Origin of the sequence: Nocardiopsis algeriensis, from assembly GCF_014203695.1 — a bacterium.
Classification (GTDB): domain Bacteria; phylum Actinomycetota; class Actinomycetes; order Streptosporangiales; family Streptosporangiaceae; genus Nocardiopsis; species Nocardiopsis algeriensis.
Genome location: NZ_JACHJO010000002.1, coordinates 347,801 through 373,064, shown reverse-complemented (window position 1 = coordinate 373,064; position 25,264 = coordinate 347,801). Strand labels below are relative to the sequence as shown.

The window sequence follows — 25,264 nt, the reverse complement described above, 5'->3', positions numbered from 1 at the left end:
CCGGTCCGTGCGCGCAGGCGAGTACGAATCACGCCTGTCCGGCACGTCGTGGACCGGACGAGAATCTCAATTCTTGGAGGTGGCGGTGGCGTCAAGGGCGCTGGCCGTCTGGGAGCACCGGAAGGTCGTCGGCCTCCTGGTCCGGCGCGACCTGAAGGTCAAGTACCAGCAGTCCATACTCGGCTACGCGTGGACGATGTTGGAGCCGCTGGCTCTGACATTGGTCTACTTCTTCGTCTTCGGGGTCGTCCTGAACGCGGACCGGGACATGCCGGCCGAGGCGATGGCGCAGGGCGGCTTCCTCCTCTTCCTGGTGGCCGGGATCCTGCCGTGGACGACCTTCGGCGCGATCCTCAACGAGGCGCCGCGCGCGATGATCACGCACTCCAAGCTGATCACCACGATGAAGGTGCCCCGGGAGATCTTCCCGATCGCCACGGTGGGCACGAAGTTCGTCGAGTACCTGCTCACGTGGCCGGTGCTGCTGCTCTTCGTGTTCTTCCTCGGCGGCCGCCCGTCGTGGGAGGGCGTGCTGCTCTGGCTGCCGCTGGCCGTGGTGCTGCAGTTCGTGATCGGCCTCGGCCTGACCCTGCTGCTGTCCTCGATCAACGTCCTGGTGCGCGACGTGGAGCGCCTGGTGCGCATCGCCTCCCGGATCCTGTTCTACGGATCGGCGATCCTCTACCCGGCGCTCATGGTGCTCGACTCCGACCAGGTGCCCGAGTGGCTCAAGACCGCCTACCAGATCAACCCCCTGCTCGGTATCTTCGAGATGCACCGGGCCGTGTGGTTCTCCGGTTTCGAGGAGCTGACACCCGGCCCGATCGCGTTGACCTCCGCGGTGGTGGGTTCGCTTCTGGTGCTCGTCATCGGATACTGGACGTTCCGCCGTCTGGAGATGTCCGTTTTGAAGGAGTTGTGATGGCGCAGACCGACTACGGCGCCGAGCTCGGGAGCGGGCCGGTCATCGAGGCCAAGGGGCTCGGTGTCAAGTTCGCGGTGAACCGCCGTCGCAAGCGCAGCCTGCGCGAGATGTTCATCCACGGGACCAAGCGCGACCCCAACGCCGCGGGCGACGAGTTCTGGCCGCTGCGCGACGTGTCCTTCGAGATCGCCCGGGGCGAGTGCGTCGGCATCGTCGGCAAGAACGGCACCGGGAAGTCGACCCTCCTCAAGCTGATCGCCGGCGTCCTCCTCCCCGACGAGGGCGAGGTGCAGGTGCGGGGCAAGGTGGCTCCTCTGCTGGAGCTGCGGGCGGGGTTCAACGACAACCTCACCGGCCGGGAGAACGTGTACCTGGTCGGCTCCCTGCACGGCATGACCGAGAAGCAGATCGACGAGCGCTTCGACGAGATCATCGAGTTCGCCGAGATCCAGCCGAAGTTCATCGACACCCCGGTGCGGCACTACTCCAGCGGTATGAAGGTGCGCCTGGGCTTCGCCCTGATCTCCCAGCTGGAGCATCCGATCATGCTGGTCGACGAGGTGCTCGCGGTGGGTGACAAGGCGTTCAAGCGCAAGTGCTACGAGGCCATCGAGCGGATGCTGGCCAACCAGCGGACGATGGTGCTGGTCTCCCACAACGAGGGCGACCTGCGCAGGTTCTGCGACCGGGGCCTCTACATCAGGGACGGCGGCCTGGCCCTGGACACCGACATCGAGGCGGCCCTGGCCGCCTACAACGAGGACACCAAGGCCGAGATCGCCAAGCGCAAGAAGGCCGAGGCGGCCAAGAAGGCCAAGAAGGACGGGACCGGGGGCAAGGACGGCGGCCAGGCGGCCTGACCCCGGCCGGGGCGTGTCAGTGGTTGAACGACCACACTCCGTGGGAAACGGTGACTCTCACCGGAACCTGAGAGGGCACGCCCATGGCCGACACCGGCGCCGCGCGGTCGACCGCGCGGACCCTGGAACGCAGACGCGCCACTCCCGAGGGGGCGGCCCGCCTCGGCGTCGTGGTGGCGGCCGGCGCCGCGCTCTGCTTCACCCGGACCGATCCGGTCGGGGCCCTGGCCGGGTCCGCCCTCCTCGGGGCGGTCCTGTTCTGCGACGTGGCCCGGGCGCGCATGCGCTCCCACCGGCGCGGGGTCCCCGCCCCGTGGCTCGTGGCGATGCTGTCCCAGCTGCGGGAGTACGTCGTCTACCTCGGCCTGGCCGTGGGAGGGGCCCTGGCCGGGGTCCCCGGTTCGTGGGGATGGGCGGCAGGGGCGCTGGTGGCGCTGGCCCTGCGCGACTCGCTCCTCTCGAGCCGGGACCGGGAGGGCGCCCTCCGCGTTCTGGCCTTCCCCCAACCGGTCCGGTTCCTCGTGATCGCGGTCGCCGCCACGCTGTGGGACCCCAGGGCGGCCTTCGCCGCGGTCATCACCGGATGCGTCCTCGCCGTCACCGCCGTGCTCGTCCACCCGGCGGGGAGCCGCCGCTGACCGCCGCCGCGGGCGGTCCGGCGGCCCTCCCCCGTCCCGCCGCGGGGCGGGGGAGGGCTGCCAGGCATTACCCTGTTCGCACCGGTTGCCGCCCTGGTACTGTCTGGACTGGTCCCGAGACGTCCTGCGGCGGCTGCCCCGACAGACTCGTGCCGACCGTGCCGCCCCCCGAACGAGCAGGAAGACCCGGTGGCCACGGAAGCGGCCTCCGACGCACCCGTCCCCTGTTCTCCGTACGCTTGACAGCGGTCACCCGCCGCAGCGACAGGACGGCACGTCCTGCCGCCGGCGCCGTGAGCCCGGTCGTCCGCAGCCCCCGAGAGGACGGGCGCACACCCGGCAGGACCGCAGTCCCCGGCAGTGGTGCTCAGTGCCGGGGCATCCCGGACCGAACACCGCAACGGCGGCGAGCCTGTCGCCGGAACGAGCGGGGAGGCGTAGAGACCCTCCCCGAATAAGGAGGAACACGCCCGCATGCTCGGAATGGTTCTCGCCGCAGGCGCGGGTCGACGCCTGCGCCCCTACACCGACACGCTGCCCAAGGCCCTGGTGCCCGTCGACGGTGAGACGACCATCATGGACATCTCGCTGCGCAACCTGGCCGCCGTCGGCCTGACCGACGTCGTCGTCGTGGTCGGATACCGCGCGGAGGCGGTGGAGGCCCGCAAGGAGGCGCTGGAGGAGCGCCACGGGGTCAGGCTCACCCTCAGCTACAACGACAAGGCCGAGGAGTGGAACAACGCCTACTCCCTGTGGACCGCGCGCGAGTACTTCTCCGAGGGCGTCCTGCTGGTCAACGGCGACACCGTGCACCCGGTCGGTGTCGAGAAGACGCTACTCGCCGCACGGGGTCCGGAACTCCTCCTCGCGGTGGACGACGTGAAAAGCCTTGCCGACGAGGAGATGAAGGTGACCCTCGACGAGGAGGGCCACCTGCGCACCATCACCAAGCTCATGGACCCCGCGACGGCCGCCGGTGAGTACATCGGCGCGACCCTCATCGAGGGCTCCCTCGACGCCCGCCTCGCCGACGCCCTCAAGGCCACCTGGGAGCGCGACCCCCAGCTGTACTACGAGGACGGCTACCAGGAGCTCGTCAACCGCGGGGAGAAGATCTCCGTCGCCCCCATCGGCAAGGTCGACTGGGTGGAGGTCGACAACCACGACGACCTCGCCAAGGCCAGGGAGATCGCGTGCCGCTACTAGCTCGAATGCTGCCCTCCCCGGTGGCGATCGACGTGCGCCGCGGCGCCGTCTCCTCTCTCGGGGACGTGCTCGCCGACCGGCGCATCGCCACCGAGGGCCGGATCGCGGTCGCCGTCGGACCGGGGCAGGGAGAGCAGATCGCCGCGGACCTGGACCTGCCCCAGTGCGAGGTCTTCCGGGTCGAGGAAGGCACCGTCGACGCCGCCAACGAGCTGGGCAGGAAGCTCCGCTCGGGCGCCTACGAGGCGGTCGCCGGCATCGGCGGCGGCAAGACCATCGACGTCACCAAGTTCGCCGCCACCATGGCGGGCATCCCCATGGTGGCGGTCGCCACCAACCTGGCCCACGACGGCATCGCCTCCCCCGTCAGCTCCCTGGAGCACGAGGGCGGCAAGCCGTCCATCGGGGTCACCATGCCCATCGCCGTGGTCATCGACGTCGACTACGTCCAGGCCGCCCCTCCGCAACTGGTGCGCTCAGGGGTCGGCGACGTGATCAGCAACATCTCCGCCATCGAGGACTGGGAGCTGGCGGGCCGGGTCAACGGCGAGCCGGTCGACGGCATGGCCGTCACCTTCGCCCGGGTCGCCGCCGAGGCGGTCCTGCACCGGCCGGACTCGATCGAGTCCGACGCCTTCCTCACGGTCCTGGCCGAGGGGCTGGTCCTCTCGGGCATGGCCATGTCGGTGGCCGGCTCCAGCCGCCCCGCCAGCGGCGCGTGCCACGAGATCCTGCACGCCGTCACCCAGCTGTACCCGGGGGTCAGCAACCACGGCGAGCTCGCGGGGCTGGGGACGCTGTTCGCCTCCTTCCTGCGGGTGCGGCACCTGGGCTGGCCGGAGGCGCGGATGAACGAGATCCGCGACTGCCTCCTCCGCCACCAGCTGCCGGTCGTGCCCTCGGACGTCGGACTCGACGAGGAGGCCTTCGCCCGCGCGGTGGTCCGCGCCCCCGACACCCGGCCGGGCCGGTTCACGATCCTGGAGCACCTCCGGCTCTCCGAGGACGAGATCGAGCGGAGTGTGGCCGACTATGTCGAAGCCTTCGGTCGCTGAGGTCCGGGCGGGCGGGCAGCCCGCCGGGATCAAGGAGCGCACGAACGAGGAGCACTGGGCGGGCCGCCTCTACATGAGGGACATCTCGCCGTACCTGAGCACGCTGTTCGTCCGGCTCGGCGTCCCACCGAACCCGATCACCTACCTGATGATGGTGTTCGGGGTGCTGGCGGGTGTCGTCGTCGCCTTCGGCGGGCTGTGGTCGGCGGTCGCCGCCGCGGTCCTCGTCCAGATCTACCTCCTCCTGGACTGCTCGGACGGCGAGGTCGCCCGTTACACCGGGCGGACCAGTGTCGCGGGCATCTACCTCGACCGGATCGGGCACTACGTGTCCGAGATCGCCCTCCTGATCGGCCTGGGCGTGCGAGCGCAGGGCGAGTGGGAGGCCGGGAACTGGGTCGTCCTCGGCATGGCCGCGGCCATCGGCGTCGCACTCATCAAGGCGGAGACCGACAACGTGGTGGTGGCCCGCGCCAAGGCGGGACTGTCCGAGACGGTCACCGACGAGGCGATGCGCCCCCGCTCCTCGGGCCTGAGCCTGGCCCGCCGGGCGGCCTCCGCCCTGAAGGTCCACCGGATCATCCAGGCCGTGGAGCTCTCCCTGATCATCGTGGTGGCCGCGGTCGTGGACGCCTTCCTCGGCGACCTCACGGCCACACGGGTCCTGGTGGCCGTCTGCGCCGCGGTGGGCGTGCTGATGAGCTTCGCCCACTTCGTCAGCGTGGTCTCCTCGCGCAGGCTCCAATGACGCAGAAGTGACGTTCCCGTCACATGTGGGGCCGCGGCGGTCCTTCCGGCCGCGGCTCCTGCGTTTCCCTCTTATTCTGTCGTTGATCTGTTTCTGCGACTGTCGGTTCGAGTCAACCTGCCGGCGGTCCGCTGTCCACTGATACGGTCCCGAACATGACCACACCCGTGATTCCGCCCCAGCCGGGCCCCGGTGAGTCCGTGGCGGAGACCTCCAGGGGGCCCAGAGCCGAACGGAGCCGTCCCCAGGTGTCCGGTAAACCCACCCTCTCCTGCGTCCTGCTCACCATGGGCAACCGCCCGGCCGAGCTGCGCCGCGCCATCACCAGCGTGTTCGAGCAGGAGGGCGCCGACGTCGAGGTGGTCGTGGTCGGGAACGGCGCCGACCTGCCCGAGCTGCCCGAGGGCGTGGTCACGGTGCGGCTGCCGGAGAACGTGGGCATCCCCGAGGGGCGCAACCACGGGGTGAGGGCGACCACCGGCGACATCATCCTCTTCCTGGACGACGACGGGTGGTACCGCTCCACCGACCTGGCCCGGCACGTGCGCGACCGCTTCGCCGCCGAGCCGCGCCTGGGTGCCCTGTCCTTCCGGATCGCCGACCCCGACGGCGGCCCCGACCAGCGCCGCCACGTACCGCGGCTGCGGGTGGGCGACCCCCGCCGCTCCAGCGTGGTCACCACCTTCCTGGGCGGTGCCTGCGCGATCCGCCGCACCGCCTTCGAGGAGGGCGGCGGCCTGCCCGGCGAGTTCTTCTACGCCCACGAGGAGACCGACCTCGCCTGGCAGATCATGAACGCCGGCTACACCATCGAGTACGACGCCGAGGCGGTCATGTACCACCCGGCCGTCGCGCCCACCCGCCACGAGAACTTCTACCGCCTCAACGCCCGCAACCGGGTCTGGCTGGCCCGCCGCAACCTGCCCTGGCCGCTGGCCTTCGCCTACCTGGGCACCTGGATCGTCCTGACCGTGCTGCGCGAGCGCAGGCCGGACGCGCTCAAGGCCTGGTTCGCGGGCTTCCGCGAGGGCTGGCGCGAGGACGCGGGTCGGCGCACCCCGATCCGCTGGTCCACCGCCTGGCGCATGACCCGCGCCGGACGCCCCCCGGTCATCTGACCCCGCGCACGACGAGGGCCGGGCACCGCACGGTGCCCGGCCCTCGTGCACGGGGTCAGATCTCGTTGACGACGACCTCGTGGTCGAGGCGGGGGAGGCGGTCGAACCAGGCGTCAGGGCCCGGCTTGCCGATGTTCATGACGACGACCGGGCGCAGCGGGGAGTCCTCGCCGAAGAACTCGCGGCGCACACCGTCGGCGTCGAAGCCGGTCATCGGTCCGGCCGCCAGGCCGGCGGCGCGCACGCCCATGATCAGGTAGGCGATCTGGAGGAAGCCGTTCTGGACGGCCATGCTCTCGCGGGCCTCCAGGGGCATCCCGGCGAAGTTCTCACGGGCGTCCGGCGCGATCGGGAAGGTCGTCGGGAAGTGCTCGTGGAAGTCGGTGTCCACGGACAGGATCAGCGAGAGCGGCGCGGTCGAGGTCTTGGGGGCGTTGCTGCCCGCCATGTGCCCGACCAGGCGCTCGCGGGCCTCGGGGGAGCGGACGACGGTCACGCGCAGCGGCTGGTTGTTCATCGCGGTCGGGCCGTACTTGACCAGGTCGACGATGTCGCGCACCTGCTGGTCGGTCACCGGCTCGTCGGTGAAGGTGTTGGCGGTGCGGGCGCTGCGGAACAGCAGGTCCTGGGCGGCCTTGTCGAGGACCAGCGTCTCACTCATGTGTCAACCTCGTGTGTTTCGGTGTCTGCGGACACGCGGGGCTCGGCGTGTCATGTGCGACAACAAAGGTTGACCAGGAAGCTATTTCCTGAAGAGGTTAAATGTGGTCGCCCTCACGTTCCAGGGCGCGCCGGCTGCTCCTGGGCCGGGGCACGCGGACGGGCCGGGGCGGGCGGACGACCGCACCGGACGACTCCGCCACCCATTCCTCCAGCTGCTTGACGAACAGCCGGGCCTGGACCGGCCAGTGGAAGGACGCCTGGGCGATCGCGTGCCCGGTGCTCCCCATCCGGGTGCGCAGCTCCTCGTCCCCGCTCAGGCGCAGCACCGCGTCGGCCGCTGCCCGCACGTCGCCGAAGGGCACCACCAGACCTGCCGGGCCCTCGGGGCGCTCCGCCACCAGGGCCTGGGCGACCGGGCTCGGCGAGCTGACCACCGGGATGCCGTGCGCCATGTACTCCACGATCTTGGTGGGCATCGAGTGGCGGTAGTTGGGCGTGTCGTGCAGCAGGCTCAGCCCCGCCGCCGCCCCCGCGCACATCCGCAGGGCCCGGTCGTTGGGCACGAAGCCGTACCAGGTCAGCGCGCCCTCCTGCTGGGCCTCGCGCAAGAGCGGACGCACGTCGGGGTCGGCGCCGCCGATGATCTCCAGCCGCACCCCGTGCCGGCGCAGGATCCGGCCCAGCCCCACCATCTCGCGGGCGCCCCGGGCCACGGACACGTGGCCGAGGTAGACCGCCCGGTCACCGCCCGGCACGCGCGCCGGGACCGCCGGGACGTCGGTGGTGTTGGGCACCACCGGGTGCGGGCGGCGGAACCGGGACCGGTAGCCCTCTTCGGCCAGCAGCAGCCGCATCCGGCGTTCGGCGCGCCGCTCGAAGGAGCGCACCACCGTGCCGAGCGGCCGCCGCAGCGGTCGGGGGACCCACGGTTTGGTGAGCAGCGCTGCGGCGGTGTCCTCGTGGACGTCCCACACCGTCACCGGGCGCCGCGAGGGCAGCGCCAGCAGCAGCTCGGGATCGTGGAAGAGCAGCAGGTCCGCCCGGGGCGCGTGTTCGGTGAGTGCCGCACGTGCGGCACGCAGGGCCCGCAGCCGCTCCCGGCCGGCGGCGCGGGGCACGTCGATCGAGTGCAGCGACCGCCACGGTGTGACCCCGCATTCGCGGAACGGGGCCATATAGGTCACGGTGTGCCCCGCATCCAGGAGGGCGCGGACCTGCCGGTGCAGGATCCGCGCGTCCTCCGGATGGTGGACGACGGTGGCCACGAGCGCGTGCATCAACATCACCTACCTGGGTCACCGGATGTTTCGTCTCCATGGAGATGATCCGCCTCTGGCTCGGCGGCACCGGCACTACGACACGGTATTCATCAGCGGAAACAGAAGGCGGAAAGCCCGGTGGACGGAGGAAGGGGATGCGGTGAACCTTCCACGAGGCGCGGGTGAACGCAGAGGGGCACACCGCCGACCGGCGGTGCGCCCCCGGAAACCGGTTCCTCAGAGAACCTGGACCCCTTCGCGTCCGATGCTCCGGCGCAGCCGGCCGGAGACGTCCGGGGTCTCGTCGGGCTCGGGGCGGCGCAGCACGCCGCGGGTGTCCAGCAGCAGGCGCGCGTACCGCTCCAGCAGCTTGGGCCGGTACTCGCTGTGGTCGGTGAGCAGGATGGTCAGGTCGGCCTCGGCCAGGGCCTGCTCCAGGATCTCCGAGCGCGGCACGTCCGCGCCCTCGACCTGCCACGACTCCACGTGCGGGTCGTGGTAGGTGATCTGGGCCCCCTTGGCGAGAAGCTTGCGCGCGACCGGGCGTGCGGGCGACTCGCGCTGGTCGGCGATGTCGGCCTTGTAGGTCACGCCCAGCAGCAGCACCTTGGAGCGCGACAGGGCCAGGCCCGACTCGTTCAGCAGCTCCTGGGCGCGCTGGATGACGTAGGCGGGCATCCGGTTGTTGATCTCCTGCGCCAGCTCGACGAACCGGAACGGGTAGCCCAGGGTCTTGACCTTGTACGACAGGTAGTTGGGGTCGATCGGGATGCAGTGCCCGCCCACGCCGGGGCCCGGGTAGAAGGCCTGGAAGCCGAACGGCTTGGTGGCCGCCGCCGCGATGGAGTCCCACAGGTCGACGCCGAGTTCCTGGCAGAAGACGGCCATCTCGTTCACCAGCGCGATGTTGACGTGCCGGTAGGTGTTCTCCAGGAGCTTGGCCATCTCGGCCTCGCGCGTGCCCCGGGCCCTGACCACGGTGCCGATGAAGCGGCTGTAGAACTCCGCCGCGGCCGCCCCGCACTCCTCCGTGAGGCCGCCCACGACCTTCGGGGTGTTGGCGACGCCGAAGGTCGGGTTGCCCGGGTCGATGCGCTCGGGGGAGAAGGCCAGGTGGAAGTCGGCGCCCGCGACCAGGCCCGATTCCTCCAGGATCGGGCGGACCACCTCTTCGGTGGTGCCCGGGTAGGTGGTGGACTCCAGGACGACCAGGGTGCCCGGGGTCAGGTTCCGCGAGATCGTCCCGGCGGCGGCGGTCACCGCGCCCAGGTCCGGTCCGCCCTCGGAGGAGAGCGGGGTCGGAACACAGATGACGATGGTGCGCGCGGTGGACATGCAGAGCGGATCTGCCGTGGCGCTGAACCCCTTGTCCAGCATGGTCGCGACGTCCTCGTCGGAGAGGTCGTCGATGTGCGAGACGCCGTCGTTGAGTCCGGCGACGACGTGCTCGCTCACGTCGAAGCCGGTGACCTTGAGGCCGGCCGACACGGCTTCGGCCGCCAGAGGCAGGCCGACGTAGCCGAGACCGATGACGACGAGGTCGCTGACCGCTGCGGCGGACTGCTCGGGTGCGTGGGCTGGGTTGGAGACTGCGGCATCCACTTCGTTGTCACACTCGCATTCGTTTCGTGAACGGGCGCAGATATATCGGGAACCGCCAGAACGTCACACTGCCGGATGTCGAGTGTAAACATCAGGAGCCCTCGTTCACGGGATTTGGCCTGGTTCGGACACTTGCCGAACAAGACTCCGGTACGCCTGGTCATAGCGGTACGAGGCCTCGGTCCAAGTGCGTTCCGCGCCGACACGTCCACGGCCCGCGAGACCGTAGGATTCTCGCATTTCACGACTGTAAGCGAGTTTTGTCAGGACATCGGCTAGAAGTGCTGATTTGCCCGGAGGAATTAACTCTCCTGTCACTCCTGGTTCCACAATCTCCCGAAGAGCAGGAAGATCACTGGCGACAACAGGAAGTCCGCCGGCCATCGCCTCGACAGGCTTCAGAGGAGTCACCAGCCGGCAGACCCTGTCGTCGCGCCGCGGCACCGTGAACACGTCCATGGCGGCGTGGTGCTCCCGCACCTCCGAGGCGGGGACCCGTCCGGTGAAATGGGCGATCCCGTCCAGTCCCAGGCCGCGCGCCCGCGACCTCAGCGCGGGCAGCTCGGGGCCGTCACCGACGATCAGCGCGTGCGCGCGCTCCCCGCGTTCGCGCATGAGCGCCACCGCGTCGAGCAGCGAGTCCAGTCCCTCGTAGCCGAAGCAGCTCGTCGTCGTGCCCGCCACGAACTCGTCGGAGCCGATGCCCAGGCGCGAGCGCACCGCCGAGCCCGCGGGCAGAGGCTCCAGGAACGACTCGTCCACGGCGTTGGGCACCACCAGGAGCCGCTGGGGCGCCACCCCCCGGGCCTCGATGTCTGCGCGCATCGCCTCCCCCAGGGTCACCACCAGGTCCGCGGAGAGCATGCACTCGGTCTCGGCTGCGCGCTCGGCGCGGTAGAAGGCGTCGTCCGGGCTCCGGGACGGGTCCCGCGACAACCACGACTCCTCCAGGAAACCCCGTGCCTCGTACACCACCGGCAGGCCGAAGCGGCGTCCCAGCTCCAGGGCCAGGCGGCCGTTGCGGTGGTTGCTCGCCGCGTGCAGCACGTCCGGGCGCAGCGCCTCCACCAGGCGCGACGCCATCTCCAGCCCCGCGGCGAGCTCCGCCTCGGGACCGCTCGGGGCCGTCCACGGGAGGAGCCGGTGGTAGGCGACCCCGTCCAGGCGCACCAGGGTGCGGGGATCGGCCACCCCCTTGGTCAGCGGATAGCCGACCCGTGTGACCACGTGGACGTCCGTCCCCGCCGCACGCTGGGCGGTCGCGATGCGATGGGTGCGCTGGGTGTAGCCGGCATTGGTGTGGGGGAGCGCGTTGGTGACCAGGTGGAGCACCCGCAGCCCCTTGCCGGGGGCTGCCCGGTCCGTCGCCGTATGCGGTGGTTCATCGGTGGATGCCTCCGGTCGCCGAGCGTTCACCGTGTCGTCGGGCCGTGTTCGGGCACGGCGGGTTAACGTGATCCCGTGGTGGTCGGGCGGTCCGGCCGAGGACGCGGGGACGATCCGCCCCGCGGCCAGGTCCGCCCGGCGCTCGGCGGCCTCCCGAACCGGACCCCGGGGAAGGAGCTCGACCAGATCGCGGGCGGTCTCCGCGTCTCCTGCCGCGAGGCAGGCGGCCACGAGGCGGCCCAACCCGCGGGGAGAGGCCGAGCGGGCCGCGGAGAGCACCGCACCGCGCGCGTCCTCGCGCCGACCCTGGTCCCACAGGGAGTAGGCGAGGGCCGCTCCGCCCGCCCGGGCAGCCAGCCCGCGCGCGGTCCGCCGCACGGGGCCCGGCATCAGCCGAAGGCCCAGCAGCGGAAGGCGGGCCGGGTCGGAACGCAGGTGCCGCCAGGCCAGCGACACGGTGAACGTCGCAGCCCGCACCCAGCGGGTACGGGGACGGACGACTGAGGAAGTCTGGGTGTCATGCACGGTCAGCCACCCAACCACGGAGACGTGGCCGGAGGGTGACGCCACGGCGACACGGACGGGACGACCGGGAAACACCGCTCCCCGGCCGGGGCCGCAGCAGTCCCGCCGGCCGGGGCGGGAACAGTATTTCGAGCAGAAGGAAACGTGAGAGCCGTGGCAGCGAGCGCACCCCCTGGGAGCCGGGACACCGCGATCGTGCACGTCGTCGGTGCCCGACCCAACTTCGTCAAGGCCGCGCCCGTCGTCTCCGCACTGCGCGGGCGCGGCGCCCATCAGGCGGTCGTCCACACCGGGCAGCACTACGACGACCGGATGTCGGCGGTCTTCTTCCGCGACCTCGGCCTGCCCGAGCCCGACGTCGACCTCGGCGTGGGCTCGGGTTCGCACGCCGCCCAGACCGCCGCCCTCATGGTCGGACTGGAGAAGGAGTTCACCGAACGCGCGCCCGGCGCGGTCGTCGTCTACGGCGACGTGAACTCGACGGTGGCCGCCGCCCTGGTCGCCGCCAAACTCGGCATCCCGGTCGCCCACGTGGAGGCCGGCCTGCGGTCCTTCGACAACACCATGCCGGAGGAGATCAACCGCCGGGTCACCGACCAGCTCAGCGACCTGTGCTTCGCCACCAGCCCGGAGGCCGTCGGCCACCTCGCGAACGAGGGCATCGCCCCCGACCGGGTGCACCTGGTCGGCAACCCCATGATCGACACGCTCCTGGCCAACCTCGACCGGTTCGACGCCGACGCCCTGCGCGCCCGCCTCGGCCTGCCCGAGCGCTACGTCGCCGCGACCCTGCACCGGCCCGCGAACGTGGACGACCCCGACACCGTCGCCCGCCTGGTCGCACGACTGCACGAGATCGCCGACCTCGCGGACGTGGTCATGCCGGTACACCCGCGGGGCAGGGCCGCCTTCGACCGCGCAGGGCTCGGCGGCCACCCGCGCGTGCGCCTGCTCGAACCGCTCGGCTACCTCGACTTCGTCGCCCTCACGCGGGGCGCCGCGGCCGTCGTCACCGACTCCGGCGGTGTGCAGGAGGAGACCACCGTTCTCGGCGTCCCCTGCCTGACCCTGCGGCCCAACACCGAGCGGCCCGTCACCCTCACCCACGGCACCAACCAGCTCGTCACCGAGGCCGACCTGCCCCAGGCCGTCGCCAAGGCGCTGGACGGACGCCGGGACGCCACGGCCGTCGACAGCACGCCGCCGCTGTGGGACGGCCGTTCCGGGGAGCGCATCGCCGCGGTCCTCACCCGGTGGTCGGGGTGAACCCCGTGGCCCGCCCCGTCCACCGCTCCGCCCCGGCACTTCCTGCCCGTCCGACCAGAACACGAGGTGGCAGACCGTGAAACGGCGTGAACAGAGCCAGACCGAACAGCTCAGGCAGGCCCTGGCCGAGCGCGAGGCCCAGCTCCAGGAGGCGCGGGCCCGGCTCGCCGCCCTGGAGGACTCCACCTCGCTCCAGGTGGGCCGTGCGCTCACCAGCGCGGCCAAGAAGCGCGGGCGCTCCCTGGTCAGGCTCCCACGAGACCTCTACCGGCTCTGGCGGCGCAGCGGCGACACGAACCACACCGAGCGCCGCCGCACCACCGAACCGGTCCGCTCCTTCGAGGCCGAGCGCCAGGAGTCCCGGCTGCTCTCCGGGCTCGCCGGCGGCGGTGCCGACCTCCTGGTCGCCGCCACCGTCCTCGGCCCGGCGGTCCAGGCCGCCGTCGACCCCTACATCCGCGCCGTACCCCTGCGTCCGCACGACGCCCAGATCGTCATGGACGGATCGGACGTCGACCTCGTCCTGGTGTCGGCGTCCGCGGCGTCCCCCGGCTCCCTGTGGGCCCACGTCGGCGACCCCGCCGCGGCCGACCGCACCCGGGCCCTGCGCTGGGTCCTGGAGTCGGCCGCGGCCCGCGGTGTCCCCGCCGTCCTGCTCGACGACGCGGTGGCGCCGCCCGCGCTGCGCGAACTCGGCTTCGACCGCATCCACCAGGGGGACGCCGGGGTGCCCCTGCACCTGTTCAACCCGGTCGCGGCCGAGCTGGCGGAGGGCCCCGAGGCCGTCTTCGTCCGCGACACCCCCGAGACGCCCGTCCCCGGCATCCTCACCGAGCTCGGGGCCGGGGCCGTCGACGCCGACGCCGCCCACCTGGCCGAGGCCCTGCGCGCCGCCAACGTCGCGGTCGTGCCGGCCACCGGGCCGCGCAGCGCGCCCCTGCGCCGGCGCGCCCTGGCCTGCGGTACCCGCGTCGTCACCCACGGCCCGGCCGAGGTGGCCGACACCGAGGGGCTGGCCGTCACCGTGCCGCGCCTGCGCGCGGCCGGCCCCGCCCCCGCCGAACAGCGGAGCATGCTCCGTCAGATCTTCCTGGAGGAGGCCACCCCGGTCCGCCTCGCCGGGATCCTCGACGGCCTGGAGTTCCCGCCCGGCACCCCCGGGCCGGAACTGCCGCTGCGGGGCCGGGCCGTGGCGGTCCTGGCCGACCCCGCCGGAGAGGCCGAGGCCGACGAGCTCGCCGAGTCCCTGCTGTCCTCCCTGCTGCGCCCGGCCGAGGTCGTCGTCCCCGACACCGCCGCGCGCCTGCCCGGACTCCAGAGGCTGCGGGCCGAGGGGGTCACCGTGCGCACGGCCCGCTTCAGCGCCCCCGACACCCCCGAGGAGCTCACCCGGGGCACCGACCGCGGTGCCGTGCGCGTGGGAGGCCTCGGCCCCGACCGCTGGGCCGTGCTGGCCGAACGCGCCACCTCGCCCTGGGCCCACCTGTGGACGGGGCCCCTCGGCCCGGGACGCCTGGCCGACCTGGTGTGCGCGGCCGAGTGCTCCGACGCCGACGCCGTCGGCGCCTCCGACGGCGCACCCGGCGAACAGGCCGCCGCTCCGGGAAGCCGCGGCTTCTTCGACCGCCCGACCGGGGCGCAGTACGTTTTCGTCAGTTCGGTCGTCCCCGAGCTGGCCCGCACAGCACTGCTGCGGCGGGGCTGGGACCCCGCGGAGTGGAACCGCAGGGGCACCCGACTCCTGGCCCTGGGGCCGGACCACGGCCCCGGTACCGGCTCCGGCGCCGAGGACTCCGCCCGGGGCGCCGCCGATGCCTCGACCGGTGCCGTCGGTTGACCTCGGGCAGCACCGGCCGCCCCGCACGGGCCACCCGCAAGCATCTGAAGGGAAGAACGTGAGCACACCTCCTCCGCGCGCACTCCTGTACGGGGACGTGGACCTCAACATCATCGACGGTTCCGCGATCTGGGCGCAGTCGATGGCACAGGCCCTGGCCGCCGCCGGATGCGAGGTCACCCTCCTCCTGAAGGCGCCCGTGCGCACAGACCGGCTCACCGCGCCCCTGGCCGGGACCCCGGGGATCCGCCTGCTCCGCCCCTACGAGGACAAGCTCCTGTCCGACCTGGGTCCGCGCGGGCTCACCCCCGAGCAGGCCGCCGCGCTGATCGCCGCCCGGCACGAGCGCAGGCCCTTCGACCTGGTGGTCGTGCGCGGCCGCCGTCTGGCCGGGCTCGTCGCGCAGGAGGAGTCGCTGTCCGGACGGCTGTGGACCTACCTGACCGACTTTCCCCACAGCGTCGGCGAGCTCACCGCCAGCTCCGTCGCCGAGCTCACCGAGATCGCCCTGGCCTCCCGGTTCCTGCTCTGCCAGACCGAGGAGCTGAGGGCCTTCCTGGAGTCGTCGGTGCCCGCCGCCTGCGGTCGGTCGGTGCTCTTCCCCCCCGTTGTCGTGGTCCCCGAGGGGCTGCGCGCCGCCGGGGAGGTGCACGCCCGGACACGCCTGGCCTACACCGGTAAGTTCGCCCCCCGCTGGAACACCCTGGAGATGGCCGGGCTGCCCGCCGAGCTCGAACGCCTGGGTGTGGACGCCGAGGTCGTCATGATCGGCGACAAGATCCACTCCGAGCCCGCCGACTGGTCCAAGCGCATGCGCAGGGCGCTGGAGGACACCCCGAACGTGGACTGGCTTGGCGGCATGTCGCGCGCCGACGCGCTCCGCCGGTCCGCCGAGTGCGACTTCGGACTGTCGTGGCGCGACCCGTCCATGGACTCCAGCCTGGAGCTGTCCACCAAGGTGCTGGAGCTGGGTGCGCTTGGCCTGCCCGTGGTCCTCAACCGCACCCCCATGCACGAGAACCTGCTCGGTGCCGACTACCCGCTCTTCGCCGGGACCGACCTGGCGTCGGTCGCCGAGGTGGTCGCCCGGGCCTACGCGGACCGGGCCGTCTACGCCGACGCGGCCGAGCGCTGCCGCGCCGCCGCCGCGGACCACACCCTGGAGCGCGCGGCGGAGCGCCTGCGCGGCTACCTCGCCGAGGCACTGCCCCCGGCACCGGCCGGCGCCGATCCCGGCCGCCCGCTCAAGGTCGTCGTGGCGGGGCACGACATGAAGTTCTTCACCCGCCTGGCCGAGTACCTGGACTCCCTGCCCGGCCTGGAGGTGCGCATGGACGAGTGGGAGGGCCTGAGCACCCACGACCAGTACCGCTCCCGGGAGCTGGCCGCGTGGGCCGACGTGGTCATCTGCGAGTGGTGCGGGCCCAACGCGCTGTTCTACGCCAAGTGGAAGCGCCCCGGCCAGCGGCTGATCGTCCGGCTGCACCGGTTCGAGCTGTACGCGGAGTGGCCGCGCAAGCTCGACATCGACAAGGTCGACGCGGTGGTGTGCGTCAGCCCCCACTACGCCGACCTGACCCGGGAGATCACCGGCTGGCCCGGTGACAAGGTCGTCGTCGTGCCCAACTGGGTCGACGACGAGCAGCTGGACCGGCCCAAGCTGCCGGGTGCCGAGTACTCGCTGGGGATGATCGGGATCGCCCCCTCGCGCAAGCGCCTGGACCGGGGCCTGGACGTGCTGACCGAGCTGCGGCGCATGGACCCCCGCTACACGCTGTCGGTCAAGACCAAGCAGCCGTGGGACTACTGGTGGATCTGGAACCGCCCCGAGGAACGCGCCTACTTCGAGCGGGTCTACCGGCGGATCCAGCGTGAGGAGCCGCTGGCCGCGGGGGTGGTGTTCGACCCCTTCGGCCCCGACGTGGCGACCTGGCTGCGCCGGGTGGGGTTCGTGCTCTCCACCAGCGACGACGAGTCCTTCCACCTGGCACCGGCCGAGTGCGCCGCCTCCGGCGGGGTGCCCGTGCTGCTGCCGTGGCCGGGTGCCGACACCATCTACGACCCGCACTGGATCCATGCCGACGCGGTGGCGGCGGCCGAGTCCGTCCACGCCGTTGTGAGCGGGGGCCACTTCGCCGCGGAGGCCGAGAGGGCCAGGGAAGAGGTGACCAAGGCCTACGGGCTGGGGCGGGTGCGCTCGCTGTGGACCGACCTCGTGGTCCGGGGCAAGGCGCCCGCACCCGTGTCCGCCGCGCCCTAGAACCGTGTTGTGTGAACGCTCTCGCCGTGTCGGCGGAGCCGATCCTCCGGCGAACGGTCGGCCAGGTATTCCCTTGCGAGGCGGGCGTTGGCGTGGGTAGCGTGGGCCATCGAGGGCCTCCTGACCTTCTTCAGGTGTTGATCCAAGCAATCCACACCTATGTCGGAGGCCCTCTCTTGTTGTCAAGCCACTGCCGGGCTGTTCCTCACCTCTGTGGTCATTACACCTAGACCGGCCCCGCCGTCTTCGACAGCCCGCCGGCTCCGGCGGGCAGGAAGAGCGCGAAGGTGGTCGGCCTGGCCTGCACCAGCTCGATCCGGGCTCCCGCGGCCTCGGCGATGTGCCGGGCCAGTGCCAGCCCCAGGCCGGTGCCGCCGCTTCCGCTCACCTCGCGTTCGAAGATGCGCCCCGACAGGTGTTCGGGGACGCCCTCGCCCTCGTCGCTCACCTCGACACGTACCGAGCCCCCGGTGTCGAGGCGGCGGATCGTCACCGTGCCCGCGCCGTGCTTGTAGGCGTTCTCCACCAGGGTGGCCAGGATCTGCCTGAGGTCGGCGGGGACCGTCAGCGCGGTCAGGCCGGGATCTCCGGTGACCACGAGCGTGCGCTTCTCCTGCTGGAGCACGGGCGCCCACTCGCTCTGGACGTGGTCGAGGACCGGATCGATCTCGGCCTTCTCCACCTTGGCGTTCTGGCTCTTGCGCGCCCGCCCGAGCAGGCTCTCGACGGTCTCGACGAGGCGCTCGGTCTGGGCCAGGGCGGCCGCTCCCTCCTCGCGGACCACGTCGGGGTCCTCGGCCTCCGCGATGATCTCCTCCAGGCGCATCGTCAGCGCGGTGAGAGGCGTGCGCAGCTGGTGCGAGGCGTCGGTGGCGAAGTGGCGCTCGGTGGCGATCAGGTTGGCGATGCGCAGGGCGCTGCGGTCCAGGACCTCGGCGACCCGGTCGGCCTCGGCGATCCCGTAGCGGTGCCCCCACGGTGACGCGACGCCCGACCCCAGGCGTTCGGCGGTGGTCGCGAGGTCCATCAGCGGCAGGGTGAGGCGCCTGGCCTGGAACATCGACAGGCCGACCGCGACACCGACGGCCAGCAGGACCAGGGAGGCGATGCCCATCCAGCCGCGGGCGATGCTCTCCTGGATCTCCTCGGTACCCATCCAGATCTCGACCACGGTGCCCCGGCCTGTGGTCGTGGTGGCCCGCAGCAGGGTCGACGCGTCGGCGGTCCCGGGGTCGAGCGCCGGGTCGCCCGCGGTCACCGGTTCCGAGTCCCCCGCAGGGGTGATCCTGACGAAGCGGCCGGGGTGCTCCCGCTCGAACTCGGTGAGGTCGATCTCGCCGTAGGCCTCCAGCATGGTGTCGCTCTCGGCACCGATCAGCTCCGCCTGCCCTTTCAGCTGACGGTTGCTCTCGTCGTGCACCGTCTTGTACGTGAGGACGGCGAGGGGCAGCCCGAGCAGCAGGACGGCGATGGCGGTCACCGCCAGGGTGGAGAAGAGCATCCGCCTGCGCATGGTCACCTCACCCGTCCGGCCGGGCAGTGGGCGACCGGCACGGGGCGGGCCGGACCCACGGGCTCGTCAGTCCCGCTCGAACCGGAAACCCACGCCCCGGACGGTCGTGATGTACGACGGCTGGTTGGCGTCGTCGCCGAGCTTGCGGCGCAGCCAGGAGATGTGCATGTCGAGGGTCTTGGTGGACCCCCACCAGTTGGTGTCCCACACCTCGCGCATGATCTGCTCGCGGGTGACCACCTTGCCGGCGTCCCGCACGAGCACGCGCAGGAGGTCGAACTCCTTCGTGGTGAGCTGGAGTTCCTGGTCGCCCAGCCAGGCGCGCCGGGAGTCGTTGTCGATGCGAACGCCGTGCACCACGGGCACCTCGGCGCCGCCCCTGCGCAGCAGGGCCCGGACACGGGCCAGCAGCTCCGCCAGGCGGAAGGGCTTGGTGACGTAGTCGTCCGCCCCGGCGTCGAGGCCCACGACGGTGTCGACCTCGTCGGCTCGGGCCGTGAGGATGAGGATCGGGGTTCCGTGGCCTTCGGCGCGCAGGCGTCGTGCCACCTCCAGCCCGTCCATCTCGGGCAGGCCCAGGTCCAGGACCAGGAGGTCGATGTCCCCTGCACGGGCGCGGTCGAGTGTCTCAACACCGTTGACGGTCACATCCACTGTGTAGCCCTCGCGGCGGAGTGCGCGCGCGAGTGGCTCGGAGATCGAGGTGTCGTCTTCGGCCAGCAAAACACAGGTCATGCTGCCGATCGTAGGTCCGGGGTCGTGCATTTCCCTATTATGCGCGCCGGATGCCCCAAGCTTGGTTGGAAATGCGTCAACCTCATATCGGACAAATCACACAAAAGGGACGTCTGGCGACTCTCTTTGCCTTTCCTTGGCGAAGAGATGCCATTCGCAGGAAGAGGGGATGCGCATAGTGAAGAAGCGACTCCGGTGAATGCCTTGGGAAGGGGTCGGGAATACGCAAAGGGGCCGCCCCGGAGGGCGGCCCCTTCACACCCGGACGGTCAGCCCTCGGAGGGCTCGTCCCCGGCACTCCGGTCGCGGCGCCCGCGGCCCAGGAGCAGGGCGGCGCCACCGAGCACCACCGCGGCGACCGCGGCCGCGACGAGGCCGGTCAGCGCGGCACCGGTTCTGGGAAGCGGCTTCCCGCCGTCGCCGCCCGGCCCCTCGCCGGAAGGGGCGCTCGGGCCCTCGCCGGGGGCGGTCGGTCGCGGCTCCGCCGGCTGCGGGTCGGCCGGTTCGCCGCCGGGCTCGGTCGGCTGCGGGTCGGTCGGCCCCGGCTCGGACGGTCCGGTGCCGGGAACGGTGGCCCGCTCGCCCACGACGATGCGGCCGGAACCGCCCTCGGGGTAGGACTCCTCGGTCACCCGCCCCTCCAGGGTCCCGGTGAGGAAGCTCTCCAAGGCGCCCTGGTAGGTGGTTCCCACCACGGTGAAGTCGGCGCCGCGGAAGGGGTAGCTGTCACCGCCCCTGGCGGAGAAGTCGTTGGTGGCGACCCCGACCGGGTCACCCTCCACGACCTCGCCGTCCTCGACGATCACCGTGCCGTCGTGCAGGATCGCGCTGCGGACCCGCTCGCCCGGGGTGGTCACCGTGCCGTCCTCGGCCACCACCTGGGCGGTGCGCTCGGGGTCGTAGGCGAAGTTCACGCCGGCGACCTGCATGAACGCCCCGTCGGCGGCCGGCGCCGCGGCCACGCCCCGTTCCAGCAGCTCCTTGATCTGCGATCGCGGGAGGTCGGGTACGACGGCCACCTGGTTGGCGAAGGGGGCGATCGAGTAGGTGTCCAGGGAGGACAGCGGTCCCGCCGGGATCACCGAGTCGTTGCGGATGCCGCCGCCGTTCTGGATGCCGATCTGCGGCCGGGGGACTCCGTACTCCTCCGCCCTGCGCACACCGGTGTCCAGCAGGGCGTCGGCCATCAGGTTGCCGAGGTTGGTCTCCTGGGTGCGCACCCCCGGGTCGCGGACGCCGTTCAGGGCGACCTCGCTCCGGGCGACCTCGGTCCCGGCCAGCCCGGCGACGTGGTCCGCGACCGGATCGGTCACCTGCTCCTGCACGGCGGGGTGCGGATCGACCGCGTCGGCGCCGGTGCCCGAGACCCGGACCGCACCGGAGCGCTCGGAGACCGACACCAGATCACCGTCGGCGTCGAAGTTGACGACCAGGCGGCCCACGTACTTGTAGTCGGACCCGGCGGTCACGATCGGCACCGCGTCCCCGTCGGGGTTGGTGGCGATCAGCGGGTAGGAGAGCGGCTCGCCCGTACCGGGGTGGGCGGTGACCGTGTCACCGGGGACCAGGGCGTCGTCCGGGTTCGCCATGACCTCGTGCCCGCCGCCGGCGACAATCACGTCGACCCCGGTCAGCTGCCGCGCCACCTGCTCCTCGTAGGTGATGCCCTGGAGGTGCGAGATCAGGACGATCTTGTCGATCCCCTCGGCGGTGAGGCGGTCGACCTCGGCCTGTACCGGGGCGACCAGGTCCTCGACCACCACGTCGCGGGGGCTGGTGATGGTGGCCAGCGGCGGGTAGAGGGCGCCGACGAGGCCGATCTGCTCGCCGCCCGCGTCCACGACGGTGCTGGGCGCGATCCGACCCTCGTCCGCCAGGGCGGCCAGGGACGGCTCGCCGGACACGTCGACGTTGGCGGCCAGCACCGTGGTGCCGGGGAGCTGCCCCAGGAAGTCCGCGTACAGGTCCGGACCGAAGTCGAACTCGTGGTTGCCCATGGAGATCGCGTCGTAGCCCGCGTGTCCGGCGGCGATCGCGTCGTGGAACGGGGCGCCCTCCTCCAACGAGGCGGACAGCTCCGGACCGGGCAGGTACATGTCGCCGGAGTTGACCGTGACGACGCCGCGCCGGTCGGCCTCGTCGTCCCCGGCCTCCAGGCCGACCTCCTCGGCGGCGCGCAGCTCCTGGAGCAGCGTGGTGAAGCGGGCGGCGCCGCCGAAGTCCTCCTGGTCGGCGGCGTGCAGCAGCTGCGACTCGGGGTCGTTGGCGTGCAGCAGGGTCAGGGTGAAACCGGTGCCGTCGGCGGGCTCCGCGGGAACGGCCGCCGCGGCCGGTGCGAGCGGGACCGTGAGGGCGCCCGCGAGTATCAGCGCGGCCGAGGCGCGCGCGGGTCCGAACATGTGCGGGGGGCTCCTTCGGGGAAGCGGGGGAAGGGGTCTCGGATCGAAAGACTAGAGGGCCGAGGGGGATCGGTCATGTCCCTGCGGGTTACGATTCGCCGAGATCCGCTCCGCCGGGTCCGCCGCCCTACCATGGACGGGCAAGCAGATCCGACCCCTCGGAGGACGTTCGTGTTTCCCCCTGGCCAGGACCCGTACGATTCCGACGGGCACCGGGACGGCGTTCCGCCGCACCCGGGACCGGCGCACCGGACCGGTCCCGCTCTCAGCCCCGACGCGCCGCTGCCCCGCAAGGTCGCGACCGTGCGGAACCTGATGTTCGTGGGCGGCGCGTCGGGCCTCGCGCTGGCGGTGCTGTTCGTGCTCGGTCTGAGCACGCCGCCCGAGGAGATGGCCCTGGTCCTGCGGGAGCAGGCCGCGATCGCCGAGGAGCAGGGCGTCGAGTTCCCGTTCACCATCGAGGCGATGCGCAGCGCCATGACGGTCATGGCGGCGGTCACCGGCGCCTACGGGCTGCTGTCCACCGTGCTCGCGACACGGATCCGCACCCGGACGGTCGGCGTCTTCTGGGGCGTGGTGCTCTTCCAGACCGCCGCGGGCGCCCTTCTGCTGTGGATGCTGCTGGCGGGCGACCTCCTCCTCGCCGTCCCGCTGGGCTTCGCCGTCTTCATGGTCACCGCCATGCTCTCCCGCGAGGGCCGCGCCCACTACGGGCTTCTCTAGGCCTTGTCCTTCGGATCACCTCGGCCGTTCGCCGGGGGATCGGTTCCGCCGACACGGTGAGAGCGTCCACACAGCAGGGCCTAGCGGAGCCAGCGCGCCGGGTCGGCCACGACACCGGCGAGCTCCAGGAGCGCCGCGCCCGCCGCACCCGGGGCGGGGCCGGCCGGGCAGGCCTCCACCCGGGGCGTCACCCAGCGGCCGGACAGCACGCGCCGGCGCAGGTGCTCCCGCAGCGGCGGCAGCAGGCGGTCGGCGACGTCGGCCAGATGGCCCCCGAGCAGGACCACGGGGATGTCGAGGATGTTGACCGCTCCCGCCAGCGCGATACCCAGGGCCCGTGCCGCGCGGTCGAGGGCCCGCTCGGCGGCCGGGTCTCCCGCGCCCGCGCGGTCGGCCAGATCGGTCAGGGGGTGGTCGACGGGCAGCCCGGCCGCGGCGAGCAGGGCGCCGCGCCCCGCGTACTGCTCCAGGCAGCCGGTGGAACCGCACCGGCACGGCGGCCCGTCGGGGTCCACGCAGACGTGCCCGATCTCCCCCGCCCAGCCGTGGCGGCCGGCCAGTACCGAGCCGTCGAGCACCGCGGCCCCGCCCAGGCCGATCTCGCCCGAGAGGTAGACGAAGTCCGGCCAGGGGCCGGGCCGCCCGGGGGAGGCCTCGGCGACCGCCCGGGCCGCCAGGTCCGCCTCGTTCCCCACACGCAGGGACAGACCGGCACGTGCCGTGCGGGTCATGAGGTCCGCGGGCCGTACGTCCGACCAGCCCAGGTTGGGTGCCACCAGCAGCGTCCCGGTGTCGGCGGAGACGATTCCGGGTAGGGCCAGACCCGCGCCGACCAGGCGCGTACCGGAGGGGACCCGCGCCACCAGGTCCGCGGCGAGTGCGTCGAGCCGCTCCAGAACGGGGCCGGGATCGCTGTCGCGGAAGTCGCCGGGCTCGCGCCGCTCGGCCAGGACGTCCCCGGACAGGCCGACGACGCGCCCGGCCAGGAAGGTGACGCCCGCCTGGAGGCCGACCGCCGCGATGGCCCCGCCCGCCGCAAGGGGGCGTGCCGGCCGCCCCCGGCCCTGGGCCGCCTCCTGTTCCTGCTCCGCGAGGATTCCGCCCGCGACGAGCTCGTCCACGAGGCGTGCGGCGGTCGCACGGGTCATGCCCGTCGCCGCCGCCACACCCGCCCGGGACAGGGGGGTGGGGGAAGCCAGCACGGTGCGGGTGGCAAGGGCGAGGTTGGCCTCGCGGATGGAGGACTGCCGCGCCCCGGTCGAGGCGCGGACAGGGGTCGGGAAAGCATGTGGCACGCCATTGACTCTAGCGGGCCGCAGGATTATGTTCATCTGCGAAACAAAATGAGGAAGGGGATGCCGATGACTCGCCGGCCCACACCTGAGGACAAGTTCTCGTTCGGCCTGTGGACGGTCGGCTGGACGGGCGCCGACCCGTTCGGCGCGGCCACCCGACCGGCTCTTGAGCCCTGGGAGTACACCGAGCGCCTGGCCGAGATCGGTGCCTGGGGTGTGACCTTCCACGACAACGACGTGTTCCCCTTCGACGCCGACGAGGCCGCCAAGGACAAGATCCTCGGCCGCCTCAAGGAGGCCACCGACCGGGCCGGGCTCGTCGTCGAGATGGTCACGACCAACACCTTCACGCACCCCGTCTTCAAGGACGGCGGCCTGACCTCCAACGACCGCTCCGTGCGCCGCTTCGGACTGCGCAAGGTCCTGCGCGCGGTCGACCGCGCCGCCCAGATGGGCGCCACCACCTTCGTGATGTGGGGCGGACGCGAGGGCAGCGAGTACGACGGCTCCAAGGACCTCTACGCGGCGATGGAGCGGTACAAGGAGGGCCTGGACACCGTCGCGGGCTACATCAAGTCCCAGGGTTACGACCTGCGCATCGGCCTGGAGCCCAAGCCCAACGAACCGCGCGGCGACATCTTCCTCCCCACCGTCGGCCACGCCCTCGGCCTCATCGCCGAGCTGGAGCACGGGGACATCGTCGGGCTCAACCCCGAGACCGGCCACGAGCAGATGGCGGGGCTCAACTACACCCACGCCCTCGGGCAGGCGCTGTGGAGCGGCAAGCTGTTCCACATCGACCTCAACGGCCAGCGCGGCATGAAGTACGACCAGGACCTGGTGTTCGGCCACGGCGACCTGATGTCGGCCTTCTTCACCGTGGACCTGCTGGAGAACGGCTTTCCCGGTTACCCCGACGGGCCGCGCTACACCGGCCCCCGCCACTTCGACTACAAGCCCTCCCGCACCGAGTACATGGACGGCGTGTGGGAGTCCGCGAAGGCCTGCATGTCCACCTACATCATGCTGGCGGAGAAGGCCCGCGCCTTCCGTGCCGACCCCCGGGTCCAGGAGGCGCTGGAGCACGCCGGTGTGCCCGACCTGGCGGTCCCCACCCTGGGAGAGGGCGAGACGGTGGAGCAGTTCCTGGCCGCGGACGACGGCTTCGACCCCGAGGAGGCGGCCAAGCGCGACTTCGGCTTCGTGCGCCTGCAGCAGCTCGCCCTCGAACACCTCATCGGCTGAGGGGGC

The 25,264-nt window shown here is 72.0% G+C and carries 20 protein-coding genes; 12 read left to right on the top strand and 8 right to left on the bottom strand.

Annotated features, from left to right (window positions below):
* Positions 1-73: 73 nt before the first annotated feature.
* The 7 genes from FHS13_RS03930 to FHS13_RS03900 all read left to right on the top strand — a co-directional run bounded on the left by FHS13_RS03930 (position 74) and on the right by FHS13_RS03900 (position 6,550).
* Positions 74-922 carry an ABC transporter permease gene (locus FHS13_RS03930; protein WP_184287569.1) on the top strand — a complete coding sequence of 283 codons (849 nt, stop codon included), beginning with the start codon at positions 74-76 and terminating at the stop codon, positions 920-922.
* Entirely contained in the window at positions 922-1,785 is an 864-nt protein-coding gene (locus FHS13_RS03925; RefSeq protein ID WP_184287566.1) for an ABC transporter ATP-binding protein, read from the top strand. The genes FHS13_RS03930 and FHS13_RS03925 overlap by 1 nt, the downstream gene beginning before the upstream one ends.
* 83 nt (positions 1,786-1,868) lie before the next feature.
* Complete coding sequence (locus tag FHS13_RS03920; RefSeq protein WP_184287563.1) at positions 1,869-2,423, top strand: hypothetical protein; 555 nt, start codon at positions 1,869-1,871, stop codon at positions 2,421-2,423.
* Positions 2,424-2,897: 474 nt separating this feature from the next.
* Positions 2,898-3,629 carry a phosphocholine cytidylyltransferase family protein gene (locus FHS13_RS03915; RefSeq protein ID WP_184287560.1) on the top strand — a complete coding sequence of 244 codons (732 nt, stop codon included), beginning with the start codon at positions 2,898-2,900 and terminating at the stop codon, positions 3,627-3,629.
* A 5-nt stretch (positions 3,630-3,634) separates the two neighbouring features.
* Entirely contained in the window at positions 3,635-4,684 is a 1,050-nt protein-coding gene (locus FHS13_RS03910) for an iron-containing alcohol dehydrogenase family protein (protein ID WP_184287557.1), read from the top strand.
* Positions 4,662-5,432 (top strand): CDP-alcohol phosphatidyltransferase family protein, encoded by a 771-nt coding sequence (locus FHS13_RS03905; protein WP_184287554.1) that lies wholly within the window; start codon positions 4,662-4,664, stop codon positions 5,430-5,432. The genes FHS13_RS03910 and FHS13_RS03905 overlap by 23 nt, the downstream gene beginning before the upstream one ends.
* Positions 5,433-5,719: 287 nt before the next feature.
* On the top strand, positions 5,720-6,550 hold the full coding sequence (locus tag FHS13_RS03900) for a glycosyltransferase (protein WP_184287990.1): 831 nt from the start codon (positions 5,720-5,722) through the stop codon (positions 6,548-6,550).
* 55 nt (positions 6,551-6,605) lie between these two features.
* On the opposite strand, the gene FHS13_RS03895 is transcribed toward FHS13_RS03900, so the two are convergent.
* The 4 genes from FHS13_RS03895 to FHS13_RS03880 all read right to left on the bottom strand — a co-directional run bounded on the left by FHS13_RS03895 (position 6,606) and on the right by FHS13_RS03880 (position 11,985).
* Complete coding sequence (locus tag FHS13_RS03895; RefSeq protein ID WP_184287551.1) at positions 6,606-7,211, bottom strand: malonic semialdehyde reductase; 606 nt, start codon at positions 7,209-7,211, stop codon at positions 6,606-6,608.
* A gap of 97 nt (positions 7,212-7,308) precedes the next feature.
* Positions 7,309-8,490: a glycosyltransferase gene (locus tag FHS13_RS03890; protein ID WP_184287547.1), complete on the bottom strand. Its 1,182-nt coding sequence runs from the start codon at positions 8,488-8,490 to the stop codon at positions 7,309-7,311.
* A 219-nt stretch (positions 8,491-8,709) separates the two neighbouring features.
* Positions 8,710-10,074: a nucleotide sugar dehydrogenase gene (locus FHS13_RS03885; RefSeq protein ID WP_184287545.1), complete on the bottom strand. Its 1,365-nt coding sequence runs from the start codon at positions 10,072-10,074 to the stop codon at positions 8,710-8,712.
* A 105-nt stretch (positions 10,075-10,179) separates the two neighbouring features.
* A complete protein-coding gene (locus tag FHS13_RS03880) occupies positions 10,180-11,985 on the bottom strand; it encodes a glycosyltransferase family 4 protein (RefSeq protein WP_425491124.1) in 1,806 nt (601 codons plus the stop codon).
* Positions 11,986-12,138: 153 nt separating this feature from the next.
* Between FHS13_RS03880 and wecB the strand changes: the two genes are divergently transcribed.
* The 3 genes from wecB to FHS13_RS03865 all read left to right on the top strand — a co-directional run bounded on the left by wecB (position 12,139) and on the right by FHS13_RS03865 (position 17,348).
* Positions 12,139-13,251: a non-hydrolyzing UDP-N-acetylglucosamine 2-epimerase gene (gene wecB, locus FHS13_RS03875; RefSeq protein ID WP_184287542.1), complete on the top strand. Its 1,113-nt coding sequence runs from the start codon at positions 12,139-12,141 to the stop codon at positions 13,249-13,251.
* Between the two features lie 76 nt (positions 13,252-13,327).
* Positions 13,328-15,088, top strand: coding sequence for a hypothetical protein (locus tag FHS13_RS03870; protein WP_184287539.1), 1,761 nt, complete (start codon positions 13,328-13,330; stop codon positions 15,086-15,088).
* A gap of 58 nt (positions 15,089-15,146) precedes the next feature.
* Positions 15,147-17,348, top strand: a complete 2,202-nt coding sequence (locus FHS13_RS03865; protein ID WP_343064887.1) for a glycosyltransferase — start codon at positions 15,147-15,149, stop codon at positions 17,346-17,348.
* Between the two features lie 226 nt (positions 17,349-17,574).
* On the opposite strand, the gene FHS13_RS03860 is transcribed toward FHS13_RS03865, so the two are convergent.
* The 3 genes from FHS13_RS03860 to FHS13_RS03850 form a co-directional block, all read right to left on the bottom strand.
* Positions 17,575-18,861 carry a sensor histidine kinase gene (locus tag FHS13_RS03860; protein ID WP_184287536.1) on the bottom strand — a complete coding sequence of 429 codons (1,287 nt, stop codon included), beginning with the start codon at positions 18,859-18,861 and terminating at the stop codon, positions 17,575-17,577.
* Between the two features lie 66 nt (positions 18,862-18,927).
* Positions 18,928-19,596, bottom strand: a complete 669-nt coding sequence (locus FHS13_RS03855; RefSeq protein ID WP_184287533.1) for a response regulator transcription factor — start codon at positions 19,594-19,596, stop codon at positions 18,928-18,930.
* A gap of 269 nt (positions 19,597-19,865) precedes the next feature.
* Positions 19,866-21,995, bottom strand: a complete 2,130-nt coding sequence (locus FHS13_RS03850; protein WP_184287530.1) for a bifunctional metallophosphatase/5'-nucleotidase — start codon at positions 21,993-21,995, stop codon at positions 19,866-19,868.
* A gap of 171 nt (positions 21,996-22,166) precedes the next feature.
* On the opposite strand from FHS13_RS03850, the gene FHS13_RS03845 reads away from it, so the two are divergent.
* Positions 22,167-22,718, top strand: coding sequence for a hypothetical protein (locus FHS13_RS03845; RefSeq protein ID WP_184287527.1), 552 nt, complete (start codon positions 22,167-22,169; stop codon positions 22,716-22,718).
* An 80-nt stretch (positions 22,719-22,798) separates the two neighbouring features.
* Here the strand turns inward: FHS13_RS03845 and FHS13_RS03840 are convergent, their stop codons facing one another.
* On the bottom strand, positions 22,799-24,013 hold the full coding sequence (locus FHS13_RS03840) for an ROK family protein (protein ID WP_221442290.1): 1,215 nt from the start codon (positions 24,011-24,013) through the stop codon (positions 22,799-22,801).
* Positions 24,014-24,073: 60 nt separating this feature from the next.
* On the opposite strand from FHS13_RS03840, the gene xylA reads away from it, so the two are divergent.
* Positions 24,074-25,258, top strand: a complete 1,185-nt coding sequence (xylA, locus tag FHS13_RS03835) for a xylose isomerase (protein WP_420221159.1) — start codon at positions 24,074-24,076, stop codon at positions 25,256-25,258.
* The last annotated feature ends 6 nt before the right edge of the window (positions 25,259-25,264 follow it).

Bases quoted from the DNA above. Each gene is read 5' to 3' on its own strand.
- FHS13_RS03855 (WP_184287533.1), bottom strand. From the start codon at position 19,596: ATGACCTGTGTTTTGCTGGCCGAAGACGACACCTCGATCTCCGAGCCA.
- xylA (WP_420221159.1), top strand. From the start codon at position 24,074: ATGCCGATGACTCGCCGGCCCACACCTGAGGACAAGTTCTCGTTCGGC.
- FHS13_RS03925 (WP_184287566.1), top strand. From the start codon at position 922: ATGGCGCAGACCGACTACGGCGCCGAGCTCGGGAGCGGGCCGGTCATC.
- FHS13_RS03915 (WP_184287560.1), top strand. From the start codon at position 2,898: ATGCTCGGAATGGTTCTCGCCGCAGGCGCGGGTCGACGCCTGCGCCCC.
- FHS13_RS03910 (WP_184287557.1), top strand. From the start codon at position 3,635: ATGCTGCCCTCCCCGGTGGCGATCGACGTGCGCCGCGGCGCCGTCTCC.
- FHS13_RS03895 (WP_184287551.1), bottom strand. From the start codon at position 7,211: ATGAGTGAGACGCTGGTCCTCGACAAGGCCGCCCAGGACCTGCTGTTC.
- FHS13_RS03900 (WP_184287990.1), top strand. From the start codon at position 5,720: ATGGGCAACCGCCCGGCCGAGCTGCGCCGCGCCATCACCAGCGTGTTC.
- FHS13_RS03860 (WP_184287536.1), bottom strand. From the start codon at position 18,861: ATGCGCAGGCGGATGCTCTTCTCCACCCTGGCGGTGACCGCCATCGCC.
- FHS13_RS03850 (WP_184287530.1), bottom strand. From the start codon at position 21,995: ATGTTCGGACCCGCGCGCGCCTCGGCCGCGCTGATACTCGCGGGCGCC.
- FHS13_RS03905 (WP_184287554.1), top strand. From the start codon at position 4,662: ATGTCGAAGCCTTCGGTCGCTGAGGTCCGGGCGGGCGGGCAGCCCGCC.
- FHS13_RS03920 (WP_184287563.1), top strand. From the start codon at position 1,869: ATGGCCGACACCGGCGCCGCGCGGTCGACCGCGCGGACCCTGGAACGC.
- FHS13_RS03890 (WP_184287547.1), bottom strand. From the start codon at position 8,490: ATGCACGCGCTCGTGGCCACCGTCGTCCACCATCCGGAGGACGCGCGG.